This window comes from Desulfitobacterium nosdiversum (assembly GCF_049860565.1).
GTDB classification, from domain to species: domain Bacteria; phylum Bacillota; class Desulfitobacteriia; order Desulfitobacteriales; family Desulfitobacteriaceae; genus Desulfitobacterium_A; species Desulfitobacterium_A nosdiversum.
The window spans coordinates 1,549,127-1,572,497 of record NZ_CP172056.1; the positions used below are offsets into that span (position 1 = coordinate 1,549,127).

Below are 23,371 nucleotides of genomic sequence, written 5' to 3' on the forward strand. Positions count from 1 at the left end.
TTTATTAAATTCTAAATTAAGATTAAATGGAGTTATTTACGATTACCGTTTAATTTTAAGTACCTGGGATTATTTTTAGATTTGGAGGAATAAAAATGGCGAAGCTATATCCTTTAACAAATGCACAGAAGTCAATATGGGTTGCTGATAATCTTTATCCCGGTACGAGTCAGGCTATTTCCTCAGCGACTACGATCATATATGATAAATTAGATTTTGGTTTAATGAATGAAGCCCTTAACTTGGTCATAAAAAATAACGATGCTCTTCGTATTCGATTAATTAATTCGGGTTCAACACCACAACAATATTTTTCGGACTTTGTTCCTAAAAATTTTGACGTATTAGATTTTAGCTATGAGAATGGTGAGAAGGATTATAAAGAATGGGAACAGAAGATGACTGTAACCCCGTTTGCTTTAATTGAAAATGAGCTTTTTTATTTCGCTATGATAAAGTTAGAAGAACAAAAGAATATCTGTTACTTTAAATTCCATCACATGATTACAGATGCTTGGGGATTCGTGCTGGTTATCAGAAAGACGATGAAAGAGTATTGGCAGCTTTTGCAGGGTGTTCACCCGGATACGGGTGAAGAACCATCCTTTATAGACCACATTCTTGATGAACAGCAATATTTAACTTCAGAACGTTTTGAAAAACATAAGAATTTCTGGTCGGGGGTTTTTGAAACCGTTCCTGAGTTTATATCAATGACGGATAACAAAGGGTTTAAAAGCTTGACTGGAAAAAGAAAAAGCCATGCTTTATCTCCGTCATTGAGCTCCAAACTTCATAGCTTTTGTAATTCTAATAAAGTTTCGGAATTTAGTGTTTTTTATGCGCTTCTTGCGTTATATCTTTCAAAAAGGACGAATAAGAAAGATATCGCGATTGAAACACCTATTTTGAATCGATCAGGCAAGGTTGAAAAGAATACGGCAGGTATGTTTATGAACAATATACCGACTAGAATTTATGTTGAGCCAAGTTTTGACTTTTTGACTTTTGTCAATACGTCTTACCAAGAGCTAAAAAAGTTCATGCGTAATCAACGTTATCCGTATAGTTACATACTCAAAGATTTTCGGGAAAAGCATCATTTTTCCGGGACCCTGGTGGATGTCACTCTGAATTATTGGAATGTCAAACTGGATTCTGTTATTGAGTATGAAGGAATTTGGAATTATCCTGGTGCTCAGCCCAACTCGTTGTCGATCGGCGTCAGCGATTGGGCGGAAACAGGCTTGCCGGTACTGGATTATGATTATCTGATTGAAGTCTTTAACGAGAATGATATTGAACAAATGCATAACAATATTTGTAATCTGTTGACGGACGCCTTAGAAAATCCGACTAAAAAGCTATCTGAGCTGCAGATGTTATCTCAGGGCGAGTTGCATGAGTTGCTAGATGCGTTTAATCCTGCAGAGAGGCCTTATCACATAAAGAGCGTATCTGAGTTGTTTGAGGACCAGGTTATTAAAACACCGAATCACACTGCAATAGTATTTGGCGACAAAGAATTAAGTTACTCTGAACTTAATGAAAGAGCAAATCAGCTTGCCCGTTATATTCGAAATAAAGGGATCACACGTAACTCAATAATCGGTTTAATGGTTAACAGATCATTAGAGATGGTCATTGGTATACTGGGGATTCTTAAGGCCGGTGCAGCCTATTTGCCGATTGATCCAGGCTATCCTGGTGAAAGAATAGCCTATATGCTTGAACAAAGTCGTACGCAACTAGTGCTTACGAATATAGATAATCCGGAAATGCGTTCCCACGGAAATTGTGAATTTGCTGATATTTCCTTAACCAACCCGACTATTTATACGGGTGCTCAAGAAAACCTTGATAAGGATCAAAAAGCCAACCCAGAAGATTTAGCCTATGTGCTTTTTACTTCGGGTTCGACAGGCAAGCCTAAAGGCGTTATGGTTCAGCATCGGGCTTTATGCAATCTTGTTAATTGCATTGTACGTAGTCTGGATTTTAAAAATCAAACCATTGTATCCATAACTACAATGTCCTTTGATATTTTCTTTGGGGACACGATTATGCCCCTGACGCAAGGAATGAAGGTCATTATCGCCAATGAGGAAGAACAAACAATACCGAGATATCTTTTCGGCCTTATGGCTAAACACCAAGTTAAGGTTCTTCAGGCCACACCGTCGCGCATGAAGCTGATTTTAAGTGAAGAGCATGGCAGAGAGTGCTTAAAAGATTTATCTCATCTTTTAATTACTGGGGAGGCATTCCCAGCACAGTTATTGCCGCAGCTGAAATCCGTGACTCATGCAGAAATCTATAATCTATACGGCCCAACAGAGACGACGGTATGGTCCACCTTTACTAATGTTACCCGCTCAGAAAAAATGACCATTGGAAAACCGGTAGACAACACACAAATTTATATTCTAGATGAGAATTTTGTACCTGTAACCCTAGGATCAGTGGGTGAAATTTTCATTTCTGGAGACGGAGTTTCACTTGGCTATTTAAATAATCCTGAATTGACGAAAGAACGCTTCCTGGCTAATCCATATCTCCCTGACAAGATGATGTACCGAACAGGGGATTTAGGGCGTTGGCTTAAAAATGGTGAAATAGAATGTTTAGGCCGTAATGATAATCAAGTAAAAATCAGGGGACTTAGGATTGAAGTGGAGGAAATCGAAGCATGCTTAATCCAGCATCCTGCGATTGGTGAAGCAGTTATAGCCGTTAAAGAAGATAAAACAGGCAAAAAACATTTAATGGCTTACCTTATCCCAACGGATGAGGTAAAGCCAAGTCACGGAGAATTAGTCTCCCATATCTTAAAATATTTACCCAGCTATATGGTTCCGGCAGGTTTTACCTGGCTTAACGTTATGCCATTAACTCCAAATGGCAAGATTAACCGCCGGGCCTTGCCTGAACCTAACGAAATCGATTTGGGCCATTTAAAGCCTGCTTATATAGCTCCTAGAAGTGATCTGGAAGGGAAAATGGCCCGTTTATGGGCAGAAGCACTTGAAATGGAAGTCATCGGAATTGATGATAATTTGTTTGTCTTAGGTGGAGACTCATTAACTATCCTCGAAATTATGTCAGGTGCCTTAGCTTATGAATGGAAACTCAATGCCCAAGATTTTTATGAATGCCCAACAATACGGCAGCTTTCAGCAAAGATTACGGGTCAGGGCAAGGAAGATAAAAAAGATGAAGAAGATATATTTATTTCCAGCAGAGTAAAACCAAAAGAAATAATATTCGAGCCTGTTAATATAGGTAACGTACTTTTAACAGGGGCGACAGGTTTCTTGGGAATACACCTTCTTCAAGAGTTGTTGGATCAAACCCATATGAATGTTTACTGTTTGGTACGGGGGGATCAAGCTAAATTAAGACTTGAAAGATTTTTAGACTATTATTTCCCCTCACTTTCGATGTCCAGTAAAAATAGGATTATTGTCGTTGAAGGCGATATTTCCTTAAAGCAATTTGGTTTAAGCGACGAAGCTTATGATAATTTAGCTCAAAAAGTTAAGACAGTAGTTCATAGCGGGGCGCTGGTAAAGCATTATGGTAATTATAGCGAGTTTGAGAAAACGAATGTTCAAGGAACTCAAGAAGTTATTGATTTCTGTTTAAAATTTAACAAAAAACTAAATCATATATCTACGGTGAGTATATCGGGCGATTTTTTAGCCGACCAAACTCAAGCTCCAAAAATCTTTACTGAAGAAGATTTTTATATCGGACAAGATTATAAAATTAACGTTTATATCAGGAGTAAATTTGAAGCGGAGAATCTAATATATAAATCTGAGAATCGAGGCTTACAGGCCGCTATTTTTAGAGTGGGTATCGTAACAGGCCGTTACCAGGATGGTAAATTTCAGCACAATATTGAACAGAATGCTTTTTACCGCAGAATTCGCTCACTCATATCCTTAGGGGTAGTTCCGGAAAGTTTTCTTGATCAAAGTATCGAATTTACCCCAGTAGACTGCTGTGCCAAAGGAATTGTAAATATCATTAAGGTAAACCATACAAGCGGTTGGGTATTTCATATGTTAAATCATAACAGAATTAGAGCCGGCGAACTCATTAACTGTCTAAAAGCCTTAGATATACCGGTTCAAATTTTACCCAGCACGGAATACGATGCTTATATAGCACAGCTTTCACAGACGAAAGAAGGTAAAGAAAAATTAAGCGGTCTTGTTTCCGATCTAAGTATCAATAAGAAATTGAATTACACTAATACTATAACCGTAGACTCAACCTTTACAATTAATGGTCTAATTCGAACCGGTTTTGAGTGGCCTGAAATAACTGAGGAATATGTCATTAAAGTGTTAAATAATATGAGTGAAATGGGTTTTATAACTCAAGTTAAATAAAATTTGTAGGCCTACTTTCCTATTGATGTTTGCTGCAGGGACATGTAGAATACAAATGAAAGTGTATTGTGGGGATAATTCATTTTTTGTGTAGAATTTTATAATAAGTTTTTTAAAGGTAATACACTTTACTTAATTTTAAAAAAGTAAGGGTGAAATATGTCCTTAAATAATAATAAAGGGATCTTTAAATTCATAACTAAAAATATGATGGTTAAAATACCTAAAGGTGAAATTAATGAATTAAAAATAGAACTTTGTGATTTAAACTTTGAAAGGTCAAAAAAGGTAAATATAGTACTATTAGTTATTTCTCTGTTTTTAGTGCCTTTAGATATCATTAATAAGCAAAAAGGTCTTTGGATGCCAGGGACAAAGTACCTCTTTTGCACACATATTTTAATGGTGCTTGTCCCCTTGATTTTGCTGCTTTACTTATACAAACATAAAAATATCAATACCGATGTGAAATCAAAGCAATTTTTTATCATGTTTTTTGCTTATTTTTTGTTTTTAGATTCCACAGTGACTTCAATCATTGATCAACTTATTCATGGTGAGATTTCAGTATTTGTTATTGGGGCTTTCTTAATTGCCGTAATGACTAATTTTAGACCTTTAACGAGTATGGGACTCTATTTCATCAATTATTTAGTTTTTATTATAGGAATTACATTTGTTCAAAAAAATCGGGAAATCTTAAGTGGACATTATATTAATGGGACAATACTTGTCTTGGTGGCATGGTTTCTTTCAATCGTTCTTTACAATATTAAAGTTAAAGATTTCCTGAGTAAAATAACAATCGAGCGACAAAAATGCGAATTAGAATCAACGAATCTGCAACTTACGGCAACGAATCAAAAGCTTCAGGAATCACTTTTAGCACTTGATGAATCGCAGAACATCATTTTCACTCTGGCCCTTGCTCTTGAATCTAAGGATTCGTATTCAAGCGGACATTCAGAACGGGTTGCGGACTATGCTGTAGAAATTGCAAAATACTTAAATTTAAGCGAAGAGGATCAATTGAATATCAACCGTGCATCAATTTTACATGACATTGGCAAAATTGGTATACCTGACGCGATCTTAAACAAGCCCAGTGCCTTAGATCATGAAGAATGGGCCATTATGAAATCCCATCCTGAGCGGGGAGAAGCCATTTGTTCCAAACTAAACTTTGCTAAAGAGATTTTACCGATTATTAGATATCATCATGAACATTATGATGGAAAAGGGTATCCGGACGCTTTAAGCGGTGAAAAAATCCCATTTCTGGCTCGTCTTGTGAGCATAGCGGATACAGTTGACGCGATCACCTCCAGCCGCCCTTATCGTTCCGCAGGAACATTTGAGAAAGCCTGCTCGGAGCTGCAGAAAGGCTCCGGTACTCAATTTGATCCGGTTTTGGTTGAAGCTTTCGTAAATCTGTATAACAACAATAGCACTAAATTAAACTCAATCCGGAGTCAGGTCTGTTTATCCTAGTCTTTTTATTCTAGGTCTATCTTAGATGACTGTAAATTTTCTTTTTTGCCTATAATGTAGTATAATAAGCCGGCTGCAGGTCATCTTTTAATTATTGGAATTTAGAAATTTGAATTTTAAAATGAATATTTTGAATGTCAAAATAATGAAGAACTGCAGCGAACAATGCTGCAGGTATTTAATGAGTAATTAAGAGGTGGATTATGCAAGAAACCATTGATTTAGGACCAAGATTACTCCTTGTTGCTTCTTTTGTGCCTGATCAGGCTAAACTAGGAGATATTGGAACTGATCATGCTTATTTGCCCATTTTTTTATGGGAAAATAAAAAAATTGCTCAAGCTATAGCTGTGGATGTCCATGAAGGGCCATATCAATCTGCACAAGCAGCGATTCATTCGCGCGGGTTGGATCAATGGATTGATGTGCGTTTGGGTGATGGGCTTAAACCTATTCAGCTTGGGGAAGTCGATGCCTTAACTTTAGCGGGTATGGGCGGAAACACAATGCTGGACATTTTTAGCGCGAGTCCGGATGTCTTAGCTCAGGTTGGAACCTTGGTTCTTCAGCCCCAGGGGGCGGAAGGAAAAGTGCGAAAATCTTTGCTCGATTCAGGCTGGCTTCTTCAAGATGAACAATTGCTTGCTGAAGAAGGACGTATCTATGGAGTTATTGTTTTTTCCCGGTTTGAAGGAAAAAGGCTTAAGGAACTGAGTGAACTCAAGGATCAATGGCTTAAACGTGTTTATCAAAGGGTTAATCTTCAAAATAAGCAGGTATTTAAGAAAGAGATACAGGCTGCTTTCGAGCGAATTTTTTGGAAGATCGGACCTCTTAATTTAGAGAGCTCTATCCCTGAATTAGAACAACTATTCCTAGAACAGACCGAGCCTCTGCGCAAAGCAATTACTGAGATGAAAAAATCCCTAAAGGAAGAAGTTCAAATAAAAATGCATCAACAAGAAATAGTCTGCACTTTATTGGAGGAGATGAAAAAATGGCTGTTTCCGTCGGACTGATCGCTCAAACAATTGAGAAAATTGCCCCCAAATCCTGGGCAGAAGATTGGGATAATGTCGGACTATTAGTGGGGGATTCAGCAAGACGAGTTGAACGGATCATACTTACGCTTGATGCAACGCATGAAGTAGTGGAAGAGGCAAAGGAACGGAAAGCGCAGCTGATCCTGGCTCATCATCCGATCATGTTTAAGCCGCTAAAAAATTTAAGATCAGATAATCTACAAGCACAAATCCCTATTCAACTATTGAAAGCTGAAATTGGATATTATGCTGCGCATACAAATTTAGATCAATCCATTTATTCTTCCAGTTGGACAATTGGGAATAGCCTTGGTTTAGAACGAATGGAAGTATTAGCAGCCTTTGTAAACGAAGACCGCGGTTATGGAGTAATCGGCTATTTACCTGCTTCGGAGCCATTAGAAAGTGTTGTAAATAAGGTTAAGAAATATTTTGAAACGTTACGAATTCAAATCGGGATTGAAAAGCAAGTTAACGCATTTCGAGTGGCAGGTAAACCGGGTAAAAAAATACGAAAAATAGCGATAGTCAATGGGAGCGGAGGAAGCTTTATTCCGAAAGCACTCTTTAAAGGAGCGGATCTTCTTATTACCGGGGATGTTGATCACCATGAAGCCTTAGATGCCAAAGAAGCAGGTATGGCAGTGCTGGATATTGGTCATTATACAAGTGAGATACCGATGATCAAGACATTAGCAGACTATTTAAAAACAGAGAAAAATTTAAGTGATTTAGAAATTATGATAAGCTGTAATATGCATTCTCCGTGGGATTAAAAACGGGCTATTTTAATTAAAATTATCCACAAATTGTGTATAACACTTGAATAATCTGTGGATAATTGACGATGAAAGTGAACAACTCTAATAAATTGTTGATTAATTTGTGAATAACGCTAGATTAGGTTTTGTTTGGTAAGTTAACTATTAAGAATAATTTGACCAAATCTTAAATTTAAAGTAAGATAATGAAGCGAAGTCAACTGGATGATCGCGGAGGCAAGAGTCGAAAGGCTGCCTCTGAGGAAAGTCCGGGCTCCATAGGGTAAGGTGCTGGATAACGTCCAGTGGGGGAGACCCCAAGGAAAGTGCAACAGAGATATACCGCCTGGGTGTTCGTAAACACTTAGGTAAGGGTGGAAAGGCGAGGTAAGAGCTCACCGGCAGTCTGGTGACAGGCTGGCCCTGCAAACCCCACCTGGAGCAAGACCGAATAGGGGGACTGTGAAACGGCCCGTTTCGTCCCCGGGTAAGGTCGCATGAGGCCGTTGGCAACAGCGGTCCTAGATAGATGATCATCACCTTCCGTAAGGAAGGAACAAAACCCGGCTTATGGTTGGCTTCGCATTCTCTTAAAAAACTAGATTTTAAAAATAAAAAGACTTTTTAGGCTCTAAATGACCTGAAAAGTCTTTTTATTTTTGCGCTAGATTACTTTTCCCAGAAATCGAGTACAAATCGGAGCTGGGATAAAATATCTTCACCATTCGGAGAATGTAGTCTTTCCGATAGAGATTTTAGGCTTTCAGAACGGGTTACGGTTATACTTTCAAAAATCTTGAGTATTAGTTCTTCCCCCTTTGGGCTTAATGTTAGTTGGATTATCCGAGCGTCCTTAGGTTCAAGTATTTGTACTAATAGATTTTGCTTGATTAAGGGCTTAACTAGAATTGATACAGTATTTTTGGCTAGCCCGCTTTCCTTTGCAAGTTCTGTATAATTGCACTTTTCTTTAAGCCAAACATTACAAAGTAAGAAGAAATGCGCTCCAGACAGATTAAAGTCTTTTACTAGTTTATCTCTTGCAATTTCAATATTTCTTGAGATTTGCCGTATTCGATTATAAAACTCTAAGATACTTCGGAAATTGTCGATATTATTCATTTTTTCCATTTTAAATCACTTCTCACTCATTATTTGGGACAGTTAGTACATTTATCTAGGAAAATAATTTTGATAAAATGATATATAGTTAAAATTAGTTCTATATAGAATTATTCCATATAGAACTAATTTTTAAACAATAATAATTATCATTATTATTATTATACTATATCCCAATAATTCAAAGGAGAATATATATGTCAAAAACAAAGCTGGCTGAGAGTTCATATCAGCGTGCAGAAAATATTAAGACTATAGATAAAAAGTTCTATGAAATAAATAGAAGAGAGGAAGAGCACTGTCGGCGTGTTTCAAAACTATGTCAAGAAATGGGGAACGTAATAGGTTTATCAGATGAAGAAATCGTCACCTTAAAATGTGCTGCCTTGTTCCATGATATCGGAAAAGTTGGGATTGATCGTGAGATTCTCAACAAACCCGGAAAACTGACTGAGGAGGAATGGCAAAAAATCAAACAGCATCCGGAAATAGGTTATAGGATTCTCTGCACCTTCAATGGTATGGTCGATATAGCAGAAAACATCTTAGCTCATCACGAGCGTTGGGATGGCAAGGGATATCCAAAAGGATTAAAAGGTACAGCTATCCCCCTTTATGCACGAATTAGTGCAATTGCGGATACCTATGATGCGATGACGAATGAACGAAGCTATCGAAAAGCATTGCCTAAAGAAATAGCAGTAAAAGAACTGCAAGACAATGCGGGTACACAGTTTGATCCGCATTTAGTTCAACTGTTTCTTGAAAAGGTAATTGTTATTGCAGAAAGCCAGAAAGAGGATGAAGCTTGATGGATTGGTTTAGAAACTGGAAGATTAGGACAAAAATTTTATCACTTGTTGTTTTAATGGCCGTGTTTATTGTAGCCGTTGGTTTTACGGGCTATTATTATAACTATAAAGCAAAGATTGAAATGACTTCATTGTATTCCGATTCTTTAATGTCAGTAGAATACCTAAATGATGCTCGAGCCCAATCTAAGGCTAGTGAGTCAGCATTTTATCATTATCTTTTAGTACAAGATAAAGTGACTCAACAAAAATTGCGGGCAGAGATGGAAACAACCTCAGGCAATTTTGATAAGAGTTATAAATCCTACAGGGAATTAGCTTCGGCTTCCTATGAAAAAGAAAGGTTGGCTGAGATCGATAAAGAATTAGCCGCATATCGGACGGAACGGCAAAAAGCAGTTGATATTGCAAATCAGGGTGATTCCAAAGGAGCTTACGAATATTTTAAAAACAATGCTGAAGCTCATCTGGATACAATAAATGATTGCTTTGATAAACTAACTGATTTTACGGTTAAAGAGGCAGACGCTTCTAATACGCAAAATGAAGCGAACAATACAAAAGCCAATACGATTATTATTTCCATATCGATTATAGCGACAATATTGGGAGTTCTTCTTGGGTACTTAATTGCAAATTTAATTGCTAATTCCATTAAAACCGTTCTCGCGAGCGTCGAAAAAGTGGCGACTGGGGATCTATCCGCCGCAGATATTGTTGTTAAGAGCCATGATGAAGCCGGACATTTAGCTGAGAGCTTCAATGTGATGAAAGAACAGTTAGATGAATTGGTTAAGCGTGTTACGAAGTCTTCAGAACAAGTCGCTGCGTCATCTGAAGAATTAAGTGCCATTACAGAGGGGAATACGGAGGCAACGAATCATGTAGCGCAAGCTATTGAAAGTGTTGCGGAAGGTGCTCAAAAACAAACGACTGCAATTGATGAAACACTGTCTGCAATTCAACAAATATCGGCAAGCAATCAGGAGGTAGCTGCCAACAGCAGTGAGATAACGGATTACATGGCTAAAACGTTAACAACGACTCATGCCGGACAAGAAGCCTTGAATCGGGTTATTCAGCAGATGAATAGTATTAGTGAGGGAAACGATGCCGTTCAGCGAAGGATAGCCGAGCTATCCGCGAGTTCTGAAGAAATTAGCGGCATTGTTCAATTCATCACTGGAATAGCAGAACAAACCAATTTGCTGGCGCTTAATGCTGCTATTGAAGCCGCCAGGGCGGGCGAACAGGGCAGAGGATTTGCTGTTGTTGCAGAGGAAGTTCGAAAGCTTGCTGAACAATCCCGTGAAGCTACAACTAAAATTTCTGCGCTGATCCATCAAAACAACAGTCATATTAATTTAGCAGTAACAGCAATGGAAGAGGAAGTTAATAATGTAAAAGAAGGAATGGAAGTTGTTAATATCGCTGGGCAATCTTTCACTGAGATTGCTCAACTTATTGAGAATGTTTCCGCACAAATGGAAGAAGTTTCGGCTACGTTTGAACAAATAGCAAGCGGAGGCCAACAGATCTTAACTTCTGTAGAAAAGATTGATACAACGAGCAAGGAAACGACATCCCATGCTGAAACTGTATCTGCCGGAGTACAGGAACAAACAGCTTCCATGGAGCAAATTGCCTCGGCTGCCCAAAGTTTAGCTGCGATGGCATCAGAGCTTCAAGAAGTAGTCGGCAAGTTTACTGTTTAATATTTTATTGTTGGTAATTTTACTTTACTAGGCAAATCGTTACAAGCGTCCCCATTCCACTTGACAGTGAAAGGAGGACGCTTTTTATTGTTTTATGCGGTTTAAAAAATCTCGATAAAACCTTAATAACTCTTTCATAACTTACCCAAGACTCTTCATCACATTTAGCGATATAATGAGGGCAAATTAAAGTGAGAGGAGGAATTCTCTTGAAAAAGAAAAGACAGCTCATAGGCGGAATCTTACTTATGATTTTAGGGTTAGGTATTTGCGGCGGATCGATGGCATTACGGTTTTTTGAACGCAGCGGGTATGGACCTTTCAATGTTGGGCATAAGATTGTCAACCGTCATGGTATGAATGGAGGTTTTAATCAAATCCCTAAGTTTAAAAATCAAAATCCCCAGAGCCAAAATGATAATGGATCCGCAAATAATCCTTAAATTTATGGATTGAGGAAGGAGGTGCCTTAATTGATCGGAATTTTGATTTTCTTGCTTGGCTTATACTTAGTCTGGGACTATAAAACGGACGGCTCGCATAAATTTTTCAGAAGAAATGACAAGGCGCTTGACATACTGAAAGAACGTTATGCAAGAGGGGAAATTTCTGAAGATGAGTTTCTCATGAAGAAAAATATTCTTGCTGAATAAAATAAGCTGAGTATCTCAAGTCGATTTGGAGATACTCAGCTTTTTCTTTATATTAGTACTGAGGATTTGTTACCCTTCGGCTAAACTCAGTAAGTCCCATAGATGCATAACAATATATTCTATGAACTAGGAAGGGATTCATGTCTTTCTCGGTCCAGCCTTTAAGAGTACTAAAAGCCATAAGATAGCCTGCGTTTTTTACATCTTGAACCACATTATCATTATGTCTCCCACTGGGGTACGCAAAAAATTGAATGGGTTTACCCAGTTCTTTTTCAAGGATCGCTTTAGAATCAACTAATTCTTCCTTAAGTAAATTAGGGCTAATTTTGGTTAAATCAGGATGAGTCAAAGTATGACTTTGGATATCCCAACCTTCCTGATCAAGCTCTTTAACCTCTTTCCAGGTTAAACAATTGGGATCGCCAACTTTTTTTACAATAAGAAATACTGTAGCGGTAAAACCGTACTTTTTAAGAATGGGTAAAGCAGTTGTATAATTGTCCATATATCCATCGTCAAATGTAATCATAATAGGGCGAGATGGAAGCGAACCATTTTTGTAGTAATAGTTATAAAGCTGTATACTTGAGACACTATGATAGCCATGTTTCGCAAGATAGGAAATTTGTTCTTCAAACGCTTCAGGAGGCATACCCAGTTCGTTATTCGGTATCGTTTTAATAGAGTGGTAATAGATTATGGGAAAGGTTTCTACTCTCTGGCGAGCCTCTGTAGCCGAAGCAGAAGATGTTTCGGAAAACGTAGAGACTTGGGAGTTTTGGTTAACTGTTGACCGATCTTCAGCATTTTGAGAATTATTGATCCCTTGTTTAACAGAGGTACTCTCTACATTACTTTCGTTTTTAATAGAAGCTTCGGAAGGTGATTGAGCTGCTTGTGACTTTGAATTAGAGCTGCATCCAGAAGTGGAGAGAGCAATTAGGACGAGGCTTATGCATAGAAAGAAAAAGAGTGAATTTCTTTTCATAAGAGCTAACCCCTTTATTTTAAGATTCCACACTAGGGTGCTTCATTTTGCAATCAATATACAGAAGAAACCATAGACATATTTTATCATCCTTGAGTAAAGAATAAATAATATATTCTATTTTTTTAATGAAATTACCTTTCAAATCCTAAATGTGTTAAGTAATATCAAGTCGTTAAAACGAATCGATATTATAAAACATAAAAATTATTCTCTAAAGAATAGGTGAACGCATGGATAAATTTACTAAGCTATTTATAGGAGTTGCAATAGCCCTATTTGGTATTGCAGTAATTTTATTTGACCTTGCAGCTCTGAATACCACCTCATGGAACACTGCGGTTTCTGAGGTAAAGAGTGCCCTTGGAAGAGGGACGGGTTCTAAAGCAGAGAGCAATCCGGGATTACGCTTTGCAGTGATCAGCGATATACATGTTCGTTCTACCGATGAAAATGTACAAAGAAAGATGCAGAATGCTTTAGAGGATTTACTTGATCCGCAAAAAGAACCTTTGGATTTAATCGTTGTCAATGGAGATCTGGGGGATGGCTTACCGGAAGATTATAGTGCTTTAAATAGAATTATTCGTAATGTTCGGTCAGGGCCGACTCAAAAAACGCCTCTCGTTTTTACAATAGGCAATCATGAATTTTATAAGGCGTATCATTTGTTAAGCACAAGCGCCTGGGACAAGGGGACCTTTCCTAATGGAGAAACAGATGAGCAGGCTGTCCAAAGGTTTTTAAATTTCGCAGGCAGGGATAAAGTCTATACAGATCGCGTAATTAAAGGATATCATTTCATTTTCCTAGGTTCTGAAAAATCGTCGATGTCTGATCGTAAGATTGGCGACGGAGTTTATCTGTCAGAGGGACAGTTATCATGGCTAAAGGATAAACTTGCAGAAAATGAAGATCCGAAAAAACCGATATTTTTATTTCTTCATCAGCCCGTATATACGTCCAATAGTGATTCGCCGATTCGCACCCAATATGTGATGCAGCACGAAGAACTGACCAAAATCATGGATGCTTACCCTCAGATCATTCTTTTTTCAGGGCATTTGCATTTAAAGTTAGGAGCTCCTGGGACTGTTGTTCATGAAATATTTACTATGTTTGAAGATTCTTCCGTAAGCCGTGTCCGGCAAGCTTCTGCTGATGCGAGTGAAGGCCTTGTGGTCGAGGCTGAAGGAAGCAAGGTTACCGTTCAAGGGCGTGATTTTCAGCTTCATAAATTTATCCCGGATTATAAATATACGCTTAACTATGGAAAGTAGTTGCGATTTATTTTCATAATAAAAGGGGATAATAGGATTTTAGAAAACATTACGCAGTTAGTTATTGCGATTAAGGTTAGGTTTAGGTAAAAAGGAGTGTTTTATTCATTGGTTATGGACTTTCGTTCTCTGGCAATTGCTCTTTTCTCCATCCTCCTTGGAGCAACCGGACAGTTTCTTTTCCGTGTTGGAATGTTACATTATGGTCGAGTTTCTGTAGAAAATATTTGGCAGCAGCTGTTTAAAATAATATTTACGCCGGCAATTTTTTCAGGTTTTGTTTGCTTCGGGATTAGTTCAATTTTATGGTTGGTTGTGATTTCAAAGTGGGAATTGAGTTATGCCTATCCCATGGTTGCCTTAGGTTATGTTCTGGCAATTTTTTACGGAACATTTTTCTTACATGAAAGCGCAAATATTTATAAACTCTTTGGAAGCGCTTTAATCCTTATAGGAATCACCATTCTCGGCGTTTTAGGAAAAACAACTTAAAAGGAAAAGCAAGTTGCAACTCGCCTTAGAATAAGATATGATCTAGGTAAGGTTTGAGGAGCGGACAATTGCAAGTTCGTCCAACCTGGGGTTGTCTTCCCTAAGAAAGACGATTTCCGCTAAAACTAAATATGGCTTAGAAAACTAAATACGGACTTCCCAATAACCCTTGAAATTACCTAAATAAAGTTAGATGGTATAAGGGGTGTTGCATGAATGAAGTTTCAGGATTTAGGCAGGGGCGCGCGAATTGAGTTGGCCAAAATGGCTAAGAATCTAGGGATGAAATTTATTGGCTATAACCCGGCATCTCAACAGGTTTCCTTGGAGTTCAAAGGCAAAGGCGTGACTTATCCGGTTGATGAATTTGTAGCGGAGTATCAAAAAATTACACGAATGGCTTAATTAGAATGAAATAAAATAAGTAAAAATAAATGCCCCTGGTGGGATTATATGTGCTTAATCCTACCAGGGGTTTTCTATACTCAGATTTCATTTCTCTTAGGATTTGTTTGCGAATTTGTTCTAAGCAGATTTACGTTTGCGCCTTAAATTAGGGCTTGAAGGTAAAAGTCTCACACTTCGGCGGGTTACAAAAGTGATCGGTAATGGCTGATAGCGCTCGAGGGAAGAAGTAGCCCTTTTTTCCTCGAACAGACGGTATTCTTGCCAATGATCAATAAATTCTTCTTGTGTAACCGGGTATTCTTCACCGCCGGTGAGTTGAAAGACGTAACGATCATTTTCAAGGTCATGGACGTAACTCACGATTAGATGTTCGTGGAAAAACAAGAGAATCCCACCTTTCTCTTCGTTTGTCTTTTGTCTCTAACCTATAGGTATGATCTTTTATTTGATTTTAGAGCAATCCTTAATCTGTAATAAGGCTTACTCTTGTCTTTGATAGAAGAAAGATGAAACCGGCTTTAACCCCAAATTGGTCATGCCAAAAAGGTGCTCTGTGCTTCCGGTAAAGAGGATCCCGCCAGGATTTAAAGACCTAGAAAACTTCTGATAAAGCATCTCTTTTGCTTCTTCTGTAAAATAAATAACCACATTACGGCAGGCCAAAAAATCAAAGCCAGTATCAAAACGGTCCGTTAACAAATTCTGACGTTTAAAGGTAACTTTTTGTTTTATGATATCTTTGATTTGATACCCTTTATCAGTTAAGGTAAAATATTTTTGAATGATTTGAGGAGGAGTTGAGGTAAAGTCGTTTTGCTTGTAAATTCCGTCTTTGGCCTGTTGCAATACATTAACATCAATGTCGCTCGCAAGAATACTGAAGTTTATACCGGGAAAATACTCCACCAAGGTCATTGCTAAGGAATAAGGTTCTTGACCGCTGGAGCACCCCGCGCTCCACAGTTTTAGATTTGTTTTTTGTTGAGTAAGTTTTGGAAAGACTGTGTCCCGTAAGGTATTCCACTGTGTGGTATCCCGAAAGAACTGGGAAACGTTGATGGTCAGATGCTTAAAAAAGCTGTCATAAAGAACAGGATCAGAATTTATGGCCCTGATGAAATCCGGGTAGGTTTGATATTTGTGGGATGTCATAAAGCTCTGTATCCGTCTCTGCATTTGATTTTGCTTATAAAAGTTTAAATCCAAACCGCTTTTTGGATAGAAAGCTTTAATAAACCATTCATATGTATTTTCGGAGTTTAACATGTGTGCACCTCATTAAAGTATAGTTTAGTTATCCCAATAAATCCACGATCAGCCCGCGTATTTCATCCATTTTTTGCAGAAGGTCCAGGGGCTTGCTATGAGTCTCAAGGACCTGCTTGCCCAGTTCTTCGAGCGATTGATCAATTTGCTGAATTCTGGCAAGAACTTTAGGCTTCCCACGAAAATCCCAATACGATTCTTCAGTAAGCCGTCTGCTTTGACCGAAGGTTGAACGCAAAAAGGAGCGAACCATTTCTTTAAAATCCGTTAAACCTCCAATAGAAAGGCTTTGGGAAAGGGTTTTTGCTTTTTCGTCAAAACGTTTGAGAAAATCCTGAAGCTCTTTTCTTTGAAGGTGTTGGGCCTGATCAAAAGCTTGGCTGAAATCTAACTCTCCGCGCGGGGAGGGTGAGCTTGAACGGGATATGTTTTCAGATTGCTGCATTCCATCAATTCTTAAAGGCATTCTAATCCCCCTTTGAAAGGAAAATTTTATGAAATCAAATTCAAGGCGTAGCTTTTTAAAAGTACTTTTAGGTTTATCTGCTATTTGTTTACCTTGGACACTTTGGCCAGGCAAGCTGAATAAAGCTATGCAGAGCCTTATAAAGCCTCCGGGCGTTAATTTGATAACGCATCTTCCTGAACTTCCTAAAGGAGTAAACAATGAAGAGGTTTTAAACCGAACGGCGATGGAAGATATCATTGCGCTTTCCTCACCGGAAATGCAGGGGCGGAAAGCAGGTTCGGTTGGGGAAAGCAAAGCGGCGGATTATCTGGCCAAAGAAATGAGTACGCTTGGGTTGAAACCTATGGGGGATAAAGGGGAAAGCTTTACTCACGTTTTTACAATTCCACCGGTTACCGAGAAATTCGTTAATGGCCGTCTTATGTTTATTCCAGGCCCTATAGGGAGTCTGCGTACTCCCAGTGTAAACTTACTCGGTGGTTGGACTGGTAAGAAGCAGGATGAAGTTATTATGATCACTGCCCATTATGATCACCTTGGAATAAACCAGGGGATTTTGTACCCTGGAGCTAATGATAACGCCTCGGGTGTAAGCTGCATCCTTGATGTGATACGACATCTTCTCCGTGATAAAAGAGTTCCCCAGAAAACGTTAGTCTTTGCATTTTGGAGTGCCGAGGAAATGGGCTTTGTTGGCTCCAGCGCTTTTGTTCAAGCCCCAACTTTTCCTCTGCGGCAGATTCAAGCAGTGATCAATTTAGATACCGTTGGCAATGGCATGGTTGGTGATTTTTCGCTATGGAGTGAAGACGAGAATAATTTAGCCTTTCAGTCCATTAAAAAAGCGGCTGCTGAAGCAGGCGCGAGTGCTTTACATACATCCCCAGGCGGGCATAACAGCGATCAAATAAGTTTTGCACGAGCAGGAGTACCTGCGGTTACCCTTCTGGCAAGAGATTGGCTTAATAAAAACCATACTCCGGAGGATACTGCCGGACTGATAAAAGCGGAACAGCTTAAAATGGCAAGTGATATTTTATATCGGACAATACAGAGTTTAGCTTATTAAATATTAAGCATCCGGGAAAAAATTCCAGGGTGCCTTTTAACTTTAAAGAGTTGTGAATGGATTAGGTTTACTGGGTCTTAGAAGAGGCAGATGCTGATGAGCTGCCGGGTTCGGTTAAATCATATTTAGAACGAAGGATAACTAAATCCACTCTCCGATTTTTGGCTCGGCCTGCTTCCGAATCATTAGAGGCTACCGGACGATATTCACCATAACCGGTGGCCGAGAGACGATCGTAAGAAATCTTATTCGGTCCCGCCATGATTTGAAGTACATTTGTGGCACGAAGTACGGATAACTCCCAGTTGCTTGGAAAACGTGCGGTGTTGATCGGTAAATTATCGGTATGTCCCTCAATTTTTATATAATTAGGTGTTGGAGCTAAAACAGTGATAACTTTATCCAAAATTTCACGTGCTCGAGGTGTAACATCGGCAGAGCCGCTTTCGAAGAGCAGCGTATCCTGAATACTGATGACTAAGCCGCGTTCCTCAATGGAAGAAACTAGCTTTGCCTGAATTCCATTATCTGCAGCGAATTTATCAAGCTTTGATTTAATCCCTTCGATGGTCATATTCTCTGTATCGGTGTTACCTTGGCTGCCATTGGCAGCGCTATTCGTATTGGCCGTATTGTCTTTATTATTCGTTGTTCCGGGTTGTGTCGCTTTAGACTGAGGGTTTCCTTTTTCAAACAGAGAAGGCCCGCTTGGATTCGTGGCGATATCCATTTTTGCGGGAGTTCCGCCCCCCAGGGCTTTGCTTAAAGAATCAGCCACTGCTTTGAATTTATTAGCATCGATCTGACTCATCGAATAGAGTACAACGAAAAAAACCATGAGAAGGGTAATCAGATCTGAATAAGTAAGAAGCCAGCGTTCCCCGTTATCTTTTTCCGGGTCTTGTTCATGGTGTCTCGGCATTTAATCACCTTCTGTGCTAGATTGAAGCGCCTTCCGCATCCATATTTAAATTGTCCTCCGCATCTTTTCCTTTGCTTTGCGGCATGTTGCCAATATGGGTTTTTAATTTCTCTTTAAGAATAGACGGATTTTCGCCTGCCTGAATAGAAAGAATTCCATCTAAGACCATTTCCATAGCACTCACTTCCGCTTTATCTTTCATCTTAAGTTTGGATGCGATAGGCAGCCAAATCAGGTTTGCGGAACCAATTCCATAAAGGGTAGCAAGAAAGGCGGAAGCGATTGATCCTGAAAGTGAATTCGGATCAGAAAGGTTACCTAAAACGTGAACAAGCCCCATAACCGTACCAATGATACCCATCGTCGGAGCATACCCACCTGCCGCTTCGAATACCGAAATCCCGACCCTGTGGCGTTTTTCCATTACGGCAATATTGGACTCCAAAATTTCTCGTGTAATCTCAGGATCCGTACCGTCAATGACGAGCTGCATTCCCTGTTTCGTAAAACGGTCTTCCACAGTTTCTAATTCTTGCTCTAGGCTGAGAAGTCCTTCACGTCGCGCTTTTTCTGCAAAACGAATCAAGGTTTCATAGGCTTCGCTGATACCAAAAGACTTATCTGTAAAGGCAAGTTTGAACCATTGAGGGACTTTTTGCAATTCCTTTAAAGGAAAACTGGTTACAACTGCACCAATGGTGCCGCCAAAAACAATCAATGCCGCGGATAGCTGGAATAAGGAGCCGATATTTCCGCCCTCAATAAGGAAACCCGCTACTAAAAAACCTATACCAGCAATAATTCCAATCGATGTAGATAGATCCATGTCGTTAACCAAAGCTCATTCCCGCATTGACGTTAGAAAAATAATCCTTGGAGGGAAAGCTAAGGCGTACCTCCTTTTATTCATACTTTCTTTATCGACTAAAAGCGCCAAAAACTTAAGATTGTCTATTAGGATTATTATACCTGAAATACCAAAAAGCTTCTAGAAATAAACGGAGATAAAGCTTGAAATATTTCAAAATGGGCAAATAGTGCATTTTTACAAGGAAAGTCCCAAAAAGTTCAATTGAGAATATTAATGAAAGAAAAAGAAAACCTTAAAGTTTTCTTGATCATATGACGATAAAAAAGTAGAGATTAAGTTGCGGGAGTGAATCGTATGAAGATCGACGGAACATCTTTAACCCCGGTTGGCAGTATTCAAGCTACAAACAGAGTATCTTCTGTTGATAAGAAAGTGGCAGAGAAAGCAACCGATGGCGTAAATGTATCGGATAAGGCACAGTTTTATCAAATATTGCTTAAGAAAGTAAAAGAGGTGCCGGATGTTCGCGAAGACCGTGTTCGGGAAGTTGCAGAAAAAATCAATAACGGACAATTTAAGGTAGATGCAAATGCGATTGCCCGCAGTTTGCTTTTTGGAAATGAATAAGAACAGACCTAAATAAATGGATGAGGAGGTTTTTTCATGCCAGTCATAAAGCCTTTAAAAGACAACTTAGAGAAACAAGTGCAGATATACAGCGAGCTCAAGAAACTTGCCGATATAAAACAAAAGGCACTTGTTGCAAATAACTTACAAGAATTAGAGGCGGTAACTGTACGAGAGGAACAGCTCCTTCTTGAAGCAGCACATGTTGAAAAAGAACGGTTGCTTTGGATCGATCAAATGACACAAAAAGAAGGTAAACCAGCCGATGAACTTACTTTATCAGAGCTGGCTGATAGATATCCGGAACTTAATGATGTAAAAGGAAAGCTTGAGACGGTAGTAATCGATTTGCAGGACGTTCATGATCTTAATACACAACTATTGAAACAAGCAATGAATGTTGTGAATTTTACAGTAGGGATGTTAAATCATCAAGATAAAAGTATTTATCAAAAACCGGGGCAGAGGGAAAACAAAAGATCAAGTAATCTACGAATTTTTGATCAAAAAGCTTAACCTAGTCACTAAATTTAAATTATTATTTAGATAATTATTTTTATAAGAGGAGGATATTATGAACTCCACTTTCTTTGGACTTGAACTTTCGCGGCGGGCACTAGAAGCCCAACAAACCGCCTTAGATATAACGGGACATAATATCGCAAATTCCAATACTCAAGGGTATACACGGCAGATTGCGAACTTAAAATCGACTGCACCGGATACGATTTTCGGTATGGGCCATAATTTAAGCCTGGGTACTGGTGTTGTGTTAGATAATATTACACGTGCTCGGGATAACTTTGTCGATACTCAGTACCGTTGGGAAAACTCAAAACAAGGGTATTGGCTTGCCCGAGAAGATTCCTTAAATAAAATTGAGAGTTTATATAATGAGCCCACGAGTAACAGCTTGCATGACGATATGGATAAATTTTGGACGGCTTGGAGCGATTTAGCGAAGGATCCAGAAAATGTTGGAGCTAAGTCTGTCGTTGTAGAAAGAGCTTTAACTTTGACAGATTCTTTTCATAATATAACTCAGCAAATTATAACGATGAAAAAAGATATAACTTCGAACATAAAGCTTGAAGTGCAACAAATTAATACTGTAGCTGAACAGATAAAAAACTTGAATGACCAAATTAAACGTGCAGAAGTGGCCGGGGATAACCCCAATGATTTGCGCGATAAAAGAGATCTCTTAGTGGATGATCTTTCGAAACTTGTTAATGTAAAGGTAGTTGAAACTAGAGATACAAACTTTACAGATAGGCAGGTAAACAATTACAAAATTGTTATTGGTAATGATACTACAGTTCCAGAACAAGTTTTAGTCAATGACAGTCAATATTATAAATTGAAAATACCTGATCCTACTGTATTAGAAAATCCTATCTCTACGGATCCTACAACGTATCAGATCAGTTTTGAAAACGGAACATTATTAAAATTTGGAGATAAACAAGGTCAATTACAGGCAAACATGAGCATCGCGGTTGCGGGGGAAACAACCGATGGCTCCTATACTAAATCCTATTTGGATACATTACAGAGTCAATTTGATAGTTTAGCTCAAGGAATCGCTGCAGGTGTAAATTATTATCACAACACGAAGGCGGGTTACACACCGGGTGTTGATTTCTTTGCAACGAGTGATAGTACGGCTACAATCACTGCGGCTAATATTGTTGTGAACTCCACTCTGCAATCATCTCCGAAAGATGTTGTAACAGGAATTTCCGGAGAGGATATTGGCAAAGCCAATGTCGCAAAAGGAATAGCAGCTTTTGCAAGCGGGTTTGATCAATATAAAACTGATTCAGGTTCAGCTTCAAATCCAGTGGATGGTGAATCTTTTGGAGATTACTATGGAGCAAATGTCGTTACGATTGGGGTAGATGTCCAACAGGCGCAACGGATGCGTGAAGGGCAGGACGTTCTTGTAACGCATATGAGCAATCAACGGGAATCCTATTCCGGGGTTTCCTTAGATGAAGAAATGACGAATTTAGTGAAATTCCAGAAAAGTTATGCTGCTGCGGCGCGAATGGTAACAATGATGGATGATATGCTCAATACCATTGTCAATGGTATGGGGATTACACGATAAGTAACGATAAGCAGGTGATAAAATGAGAATTACTAATAACATGTTAAGCCAAAATCTTTTGAGAAATTTAGAAGCTGCCCAAGGACGAATGGATACATTGCAAAACCAGCTATCTTCCAATCAGCGGATTACTAAGCCTTCCGACGATCCTATCGGAATTGGGAATGCGTTACGGATTAAAAGCAGTATTACGAATGTAGAACAATGGAAGAGTAATGCCGATGAAGCGTTAACCTATATGAATACAACGGACAGCACGTTGGGAGATATCACTTCCATGCTCCAAAGGGCGAGTGAACTGGCAATTCAAGGCGCGAATGGAAGCTTATCTGCTGATGATAAAACAAAAGTAGCAAATGAGATTGATCAGATCAATCAACAACTTCAAACGATGGCTAATACACAGGTTGGAAACAAATATCTTTTTGGTGGCACAGCATCTACAACAGCACCTTATACACCAGGGGCACCAGGAACGTGGAATGGACCTAATGATCAATTGGAGTTTGAAGTGGGTACAAAGGTCAAAATCTCAGTTCAAGCCCAAACGCTTTTTGGTGGTAAAGACGCTAATGGTGATATGGCTGTATTTAACACGCTAAATAATTTAAGTAAAGTTCTGAAAGGTGATGCTACAGCGCCTGTAGGTTATACGACAGATACAGCTATAGCTGAACTAAGTTCAGAAACGGATACCGTGCTAGCACAACGTGCCGATTTAGGGGCCAGGGTTAATCGGATGCAATCCCTACGAGATCAATTAGATTCAACCTCTGTAAATTTGCAAAAGAATCTTTCTAACATTATGGATACAGATATGGCTAAAACAATCGTTGATTTTAATCAACAACAAAATACGTACCGTGCTGCTTTATCTGTTGGAGCCCAAATAATACAACCCTCCTTAGTAGATTTTATGAAGTAAT

Annotated in this window: 22 protein-coding genes, 1 other RNA gene and 1 pseudogene; 17 read left to right on the plus strand and 7 right to left on the minus strand. The window is 38.9% G+C overall.

Annotation, left to right across the window (positions count from 1 at the left end; genetic code table 11):
- Nucleotides 1-95: 95 nt before the first annotated feature.
- The 5 genes from ACHOLT_RS07325 to rnpB all read left to right on the plus strand — a co-directional run bounded on the left by ACHOLT_RS07325 (nt 96) and on the right by rnpB (nt 8,281).
- Entirely contained in the window at nt 96-4,400 is a 4,305-nt protein-coding gene (locus tag ACHOLT_RS07325) for an amino acid adenylation domain-containing protein (protein WP_425806897.1), read from the plus strand.
- A 207-nt stretch (nt 4,401-4,607) separates the two neighbouring features.
- Nucleotides 4,608-5,891: an HD-GYP domain-containing protein gene (locus tag ACHOLT_RS07330; protein ID WP_425806898.1), complete on the plus strand. Its 1,284-nt coding sequence runs from the start codon at nt 4,608-4,610 to the stop codon at nt 5,889-5,891.
- Nucleotides 5,892-6,094: 203 nt separating this feature from the next.
- Nucleotides 6,095-6,910, plus strand: a complete 816-nt coding sequence (locus ACHOLT_RS07335) for a tRNA (adenine(22)-N(1))-methyltransferase (RefSeq protein ID WP_425806900.1) — start codon at nt 6,095-6,097, stop codon at nt 6,908-6,910.
- On the plus strand, nt 6,889-7,710 hold the full coding sequence (locus tag ACHOLT_RS07340; protein WP_425806901.1) for a Nif3-like dinuclear metal center hexameric protein: 822 nt from the start codon (nt 6,889-6,891) through the stop codon (nt 7,708-7,710). The genes ACHOLT_RS07335 and ACHOLT_RS07340 overlap by 22 nt, the downstream gene beginning before the upstream one ends.
- Before the next feature lie 198 nt (nt 7,711-7,908).
- An RNA gene (gene rnpB, locus ACHOLT_RS07345) (RNase P RNA component class A) lies at nt 7,909-8,281 on the plus strand.
- Between the two features lie 83 nt (nt 8,282-8,364).
- On the opposite strand, the gene ACHOLT_RS07350 is transcribed toward rnpB, so the two are convergent.
- Nucleotides 8,365-8,826 (minus strand): MarR family winged helix-turn-helix transcriptional regulator, encoded by a 462-nt coding sequence (locus ACHOLT_RS07350; RefSeq protein ID WP_425806903.1) that lies wholly within the window; start codon nt 8,824-8,826, stop codon nt 8,365-8,367.
- A 185-nt stretch (nt 8,827-9,011) separates the two neighbouring features.
- Between ACHOLT_RS07350 and ACHOLT_RS07355 the strand changes: the two are divergent.
- The 4 genes and pseudogenes from ACHOLT_RS07355 to ACHOLT_RS07370 all read left to right on the plus strand — a co-directional run.
- A pseudogene (locus ACHOLT_RS07355) lies at nt 9,012-9,629 on the plus strand (HD-GYP domain-containing protein); the annotation flags it as partial.
- Nucleotides 9,629-11,344 carry a methyl-accepting chemotaxis protein gene (locus tag ACHOLT_RS07360; protein WP_425806904.1) on the plus strand — a complete coding sequence of 572 codons (1,716 nt, stop codon included), beginning with the start codon at nt 9,629-9,631 and terminating at the stop codon, nt 11,342-11,344. The pseudogene ACHOLT_RS07355 and the gene ACHOLT_RS07360, both read left to right, overlap by 1 nt.
- 209 nt (nt 11,345-11,553) lie before the next feature.
- On the plus strand, nt 11,554-11,787 hold the full coding sequence (locus ACHOLT_RS07365) for a hypothetical protein (protein ID WP_425806905.1): 234 nt from the start codon (nt 11,554-11,556) through the stop codon (nt 11,785-11,787).
- A gap of 30 nt (nt 11,788-11,817) precedes the next feature.
- On the plus strand, nt 11,818-11,997 hold the full coding sequence (locus ACHOLT_RS07370; protein WP_425806907.1) for an SHOCT domain-containing protein: 180 nt from the start codon (nt 11,818-11,820) through the stop codon (nt 11,995-11,997).
- A 52-nt stretch (nt 11,998-12,049) separates the two neighbouring features.
- Here the strand turns inward: ACHOLT_RS07370 and ACHOLT_RS07375 are convergent, their stop codons facing one another.
- Nucleotides 12,050-12,988 carry a polysaccharide deacetylase family protein gene (locus ACHOLT_RS07375; protein WP_425806909.1) on the minus strand — a complete coding sequence of 313 codons (939 nt, stop codon included), beginning with the start codon at nt 12,986-12,988 and terminating at the stop codon, nt 12,050-12,052.
- 233 nt (nt 12,989-13,221) lie between these two features.
- Here ACHOLT_RS07375 and ACHOLT_RS07380 point away from each other — a divergent pair, with 233 nt between their 5' ends.
- The 3 genes from ACHOLT_RS07380 to ACHOLT_RS07390 all read left to right on the plus strand — a co-directional run bounded on the left by ACHOLT_RS07380 (nt 13,222) and on the right by ACHOLT_RS07390 (nt 15,165).
- A complete protein-coding gene (locus tag ACHOLT_RS07380) occupies nt 13,222-14,268 on the plus strand; it encodes a metallophosphoesterase family protein (RefSeq protein WP_425806911.1) in 1,047 nt (348 codons plus the stop codon).
- A 114-nt stretch (nt 14,269-14,382) separates the two neighbouring features.
- The gene (locus tag ACHOLT_RS07385; protein WP_425807926.1) at nt 14,383-14,760 is read left to right on the plus strand and encodes an EamA family transporter; all 378 of its coding nucleotides are present in this window, start codon (nt 14,383-14,385) and stop codon (nt 14,758-14,760) included.
- 216 nt (nt 14,761-14,976) lie between these two features.
- On the plus strand, nt 14,977-15,165 hold the full coding sequence (locus ACHOLT_RS07390) for a hypothetical protein (protein ID WP_425806912.1): 189 nt from the start codon (nt 14,977-14,979) through the stop codon (nt 15,163-15,165).
- A 120-nt stretch (nt 15,166-15,285) separates the two neighbouring features.
- Here ACHOLT_RS07390 and ACHOLT_RS07395 read toward each other — a convergent pair whose 3' ends face one another.
- From ACHOLT_RS07395 to ACHOLT_RS07405, 3 genes are all read right to left on the minus strand, one after another.
- Entirely contained in the window at nt 15,286-15,528 is a 243-nt protein-coding gene (locus ACHOLT_RS07395) for a hypothetical protein (RefSeq protein ID WP_425806913.1), read from the minus strand.
- A gap of 120 nt (nt 15,529-15,648) precedes the next feature.
- The gene (locus ACHOLT_RS07400; protein ID WP_425806915.1) at nt 15,649-16,434 is read right to left on the minus strand and encodes a CheR family methyltransferase; all 786 of its coding nucleotides are present in this window, start codon (nt 16,432-16,434) and stop codon (nt 15,649-15,651) included.
- 28 nt (nt 16,435-16,462) lie between these two features.
- Nucleotides 16,463-16,900, minus strand: a complete 438-nt coding sequence (locus ACHOLT_RS07405) for a YaaR family protein (RefSeq protein ID WP_425806917.1) — start codon at nt 16,898-16,900, stop codon at nt 16,463-16,465.
- Nucleotides 16,901-16,928: 28 nt separating this feature from the next.
- Between ACHOLT_RS07405 and ACHOLT_RS07410 the strand changes: the two genes are divergently transcribed.
- Entirely contained in the window at nt 16,929-17,972 is a 1,044-nt protein-coding gene (locus ACHOLT_RS07410; RefSeq protein WP_425806918.1) for a M28 family metallopeptidase, read from the plus strand.
- 67 nt (nt 17,973-18,039) lie between these two features.
- Here ACHOLT_RS07410 and ACHOLT_RS07415 read toward each other — a convergent pair whose 3' ends face one another.
- Together ACHOLT_RS07415 and ACHOLT_RS07420 are read right to left on the minus strand one after the other, a co-directional pair.
- Complete coding sequence (locus ACHOLT_RS07415; RefSeq protein ID WP_425806920.1) at nt 18,040-18,894, minus strand: flagellar motor protein MotB; 855 nt, start codon at nt 18,892-18,894, stop codon at nt 18,040-18,042.
- A 16-nt stretch (nt 18,895-18,910) separates the two neighbouring features.
- Nucleotides 18,911-19,720 carry a flagellar motor protein gene (locus tag ACHOLT_RS07420; protein ID WP_425807928.1) on the minus strand — a complete coding sequence of 270 codons (810 nt, stop codon included), beginning with the start codon at nt 19,718-19,720 and terminating at the stop codon, nt 18,911-18,913.
- A gap of 339 nt (nt 19,721-20,059) precedes the next feature.
- Between ACHOLT_RS07420 and flgM the strand changes: the two genes are divergently transcribed.
- From flgM to flgL, 4 genes are read left to right on the plus strand one after another with little or no spacing between them, the layout of a single operon-like run.
- Nucleotides 20,060-20,332: a flagellar biosynthesis anti-sigma factor FlgM gene (flgM, locus tag ACHOLT_RS07425; protein ID WP_425806921.1), complete on the plus strand. Its 273-nt coding sequence runs from the start codon at nt 20,060-20,062 to the stop codon at nt 20,330-20,332.
- Nucleotides 20,333-20,368: 36 nt separating this feature from the next.
- The gene (locus ACHOLT_RS07430) at nt 20,369-20,848 is read left to right on the plus strand and encodes a flagellar protein FlgN (RefSeq protein ID WP_425806923.1); all 480 of its coding nucleotides are present in this window, start codon (nt 20,369-20,371) and stop codon (nt 20,846-20,848) included.
- Between the two features lie 58 nt (nt 20,849-20,906).
- Entirely contained in the window at nt 20,907-22,445 is a 1,539-nt protein-coding gene (gene flgK, locus ACHOLT_RS07435; RefSeq protein WP_425806925.1) for a flagellar hook-associated protein FlgK, read from the plus strand.
- Nucleotides 22,446-22,467: 22 nt separating this feature from the next.
- A complete protein-coding gene (gene flgL / locus ACHOLT_RS07440; RefSeq protein WP_425806927.1) occupies nt 22,468-23,370 on the plus strand; it encodes a flagellar hook-associated protein FlgL in 903 nt (300 codons plus the stop codon).
- Nucleotide 23,371 lies beyond the last annotated feature (1 nt).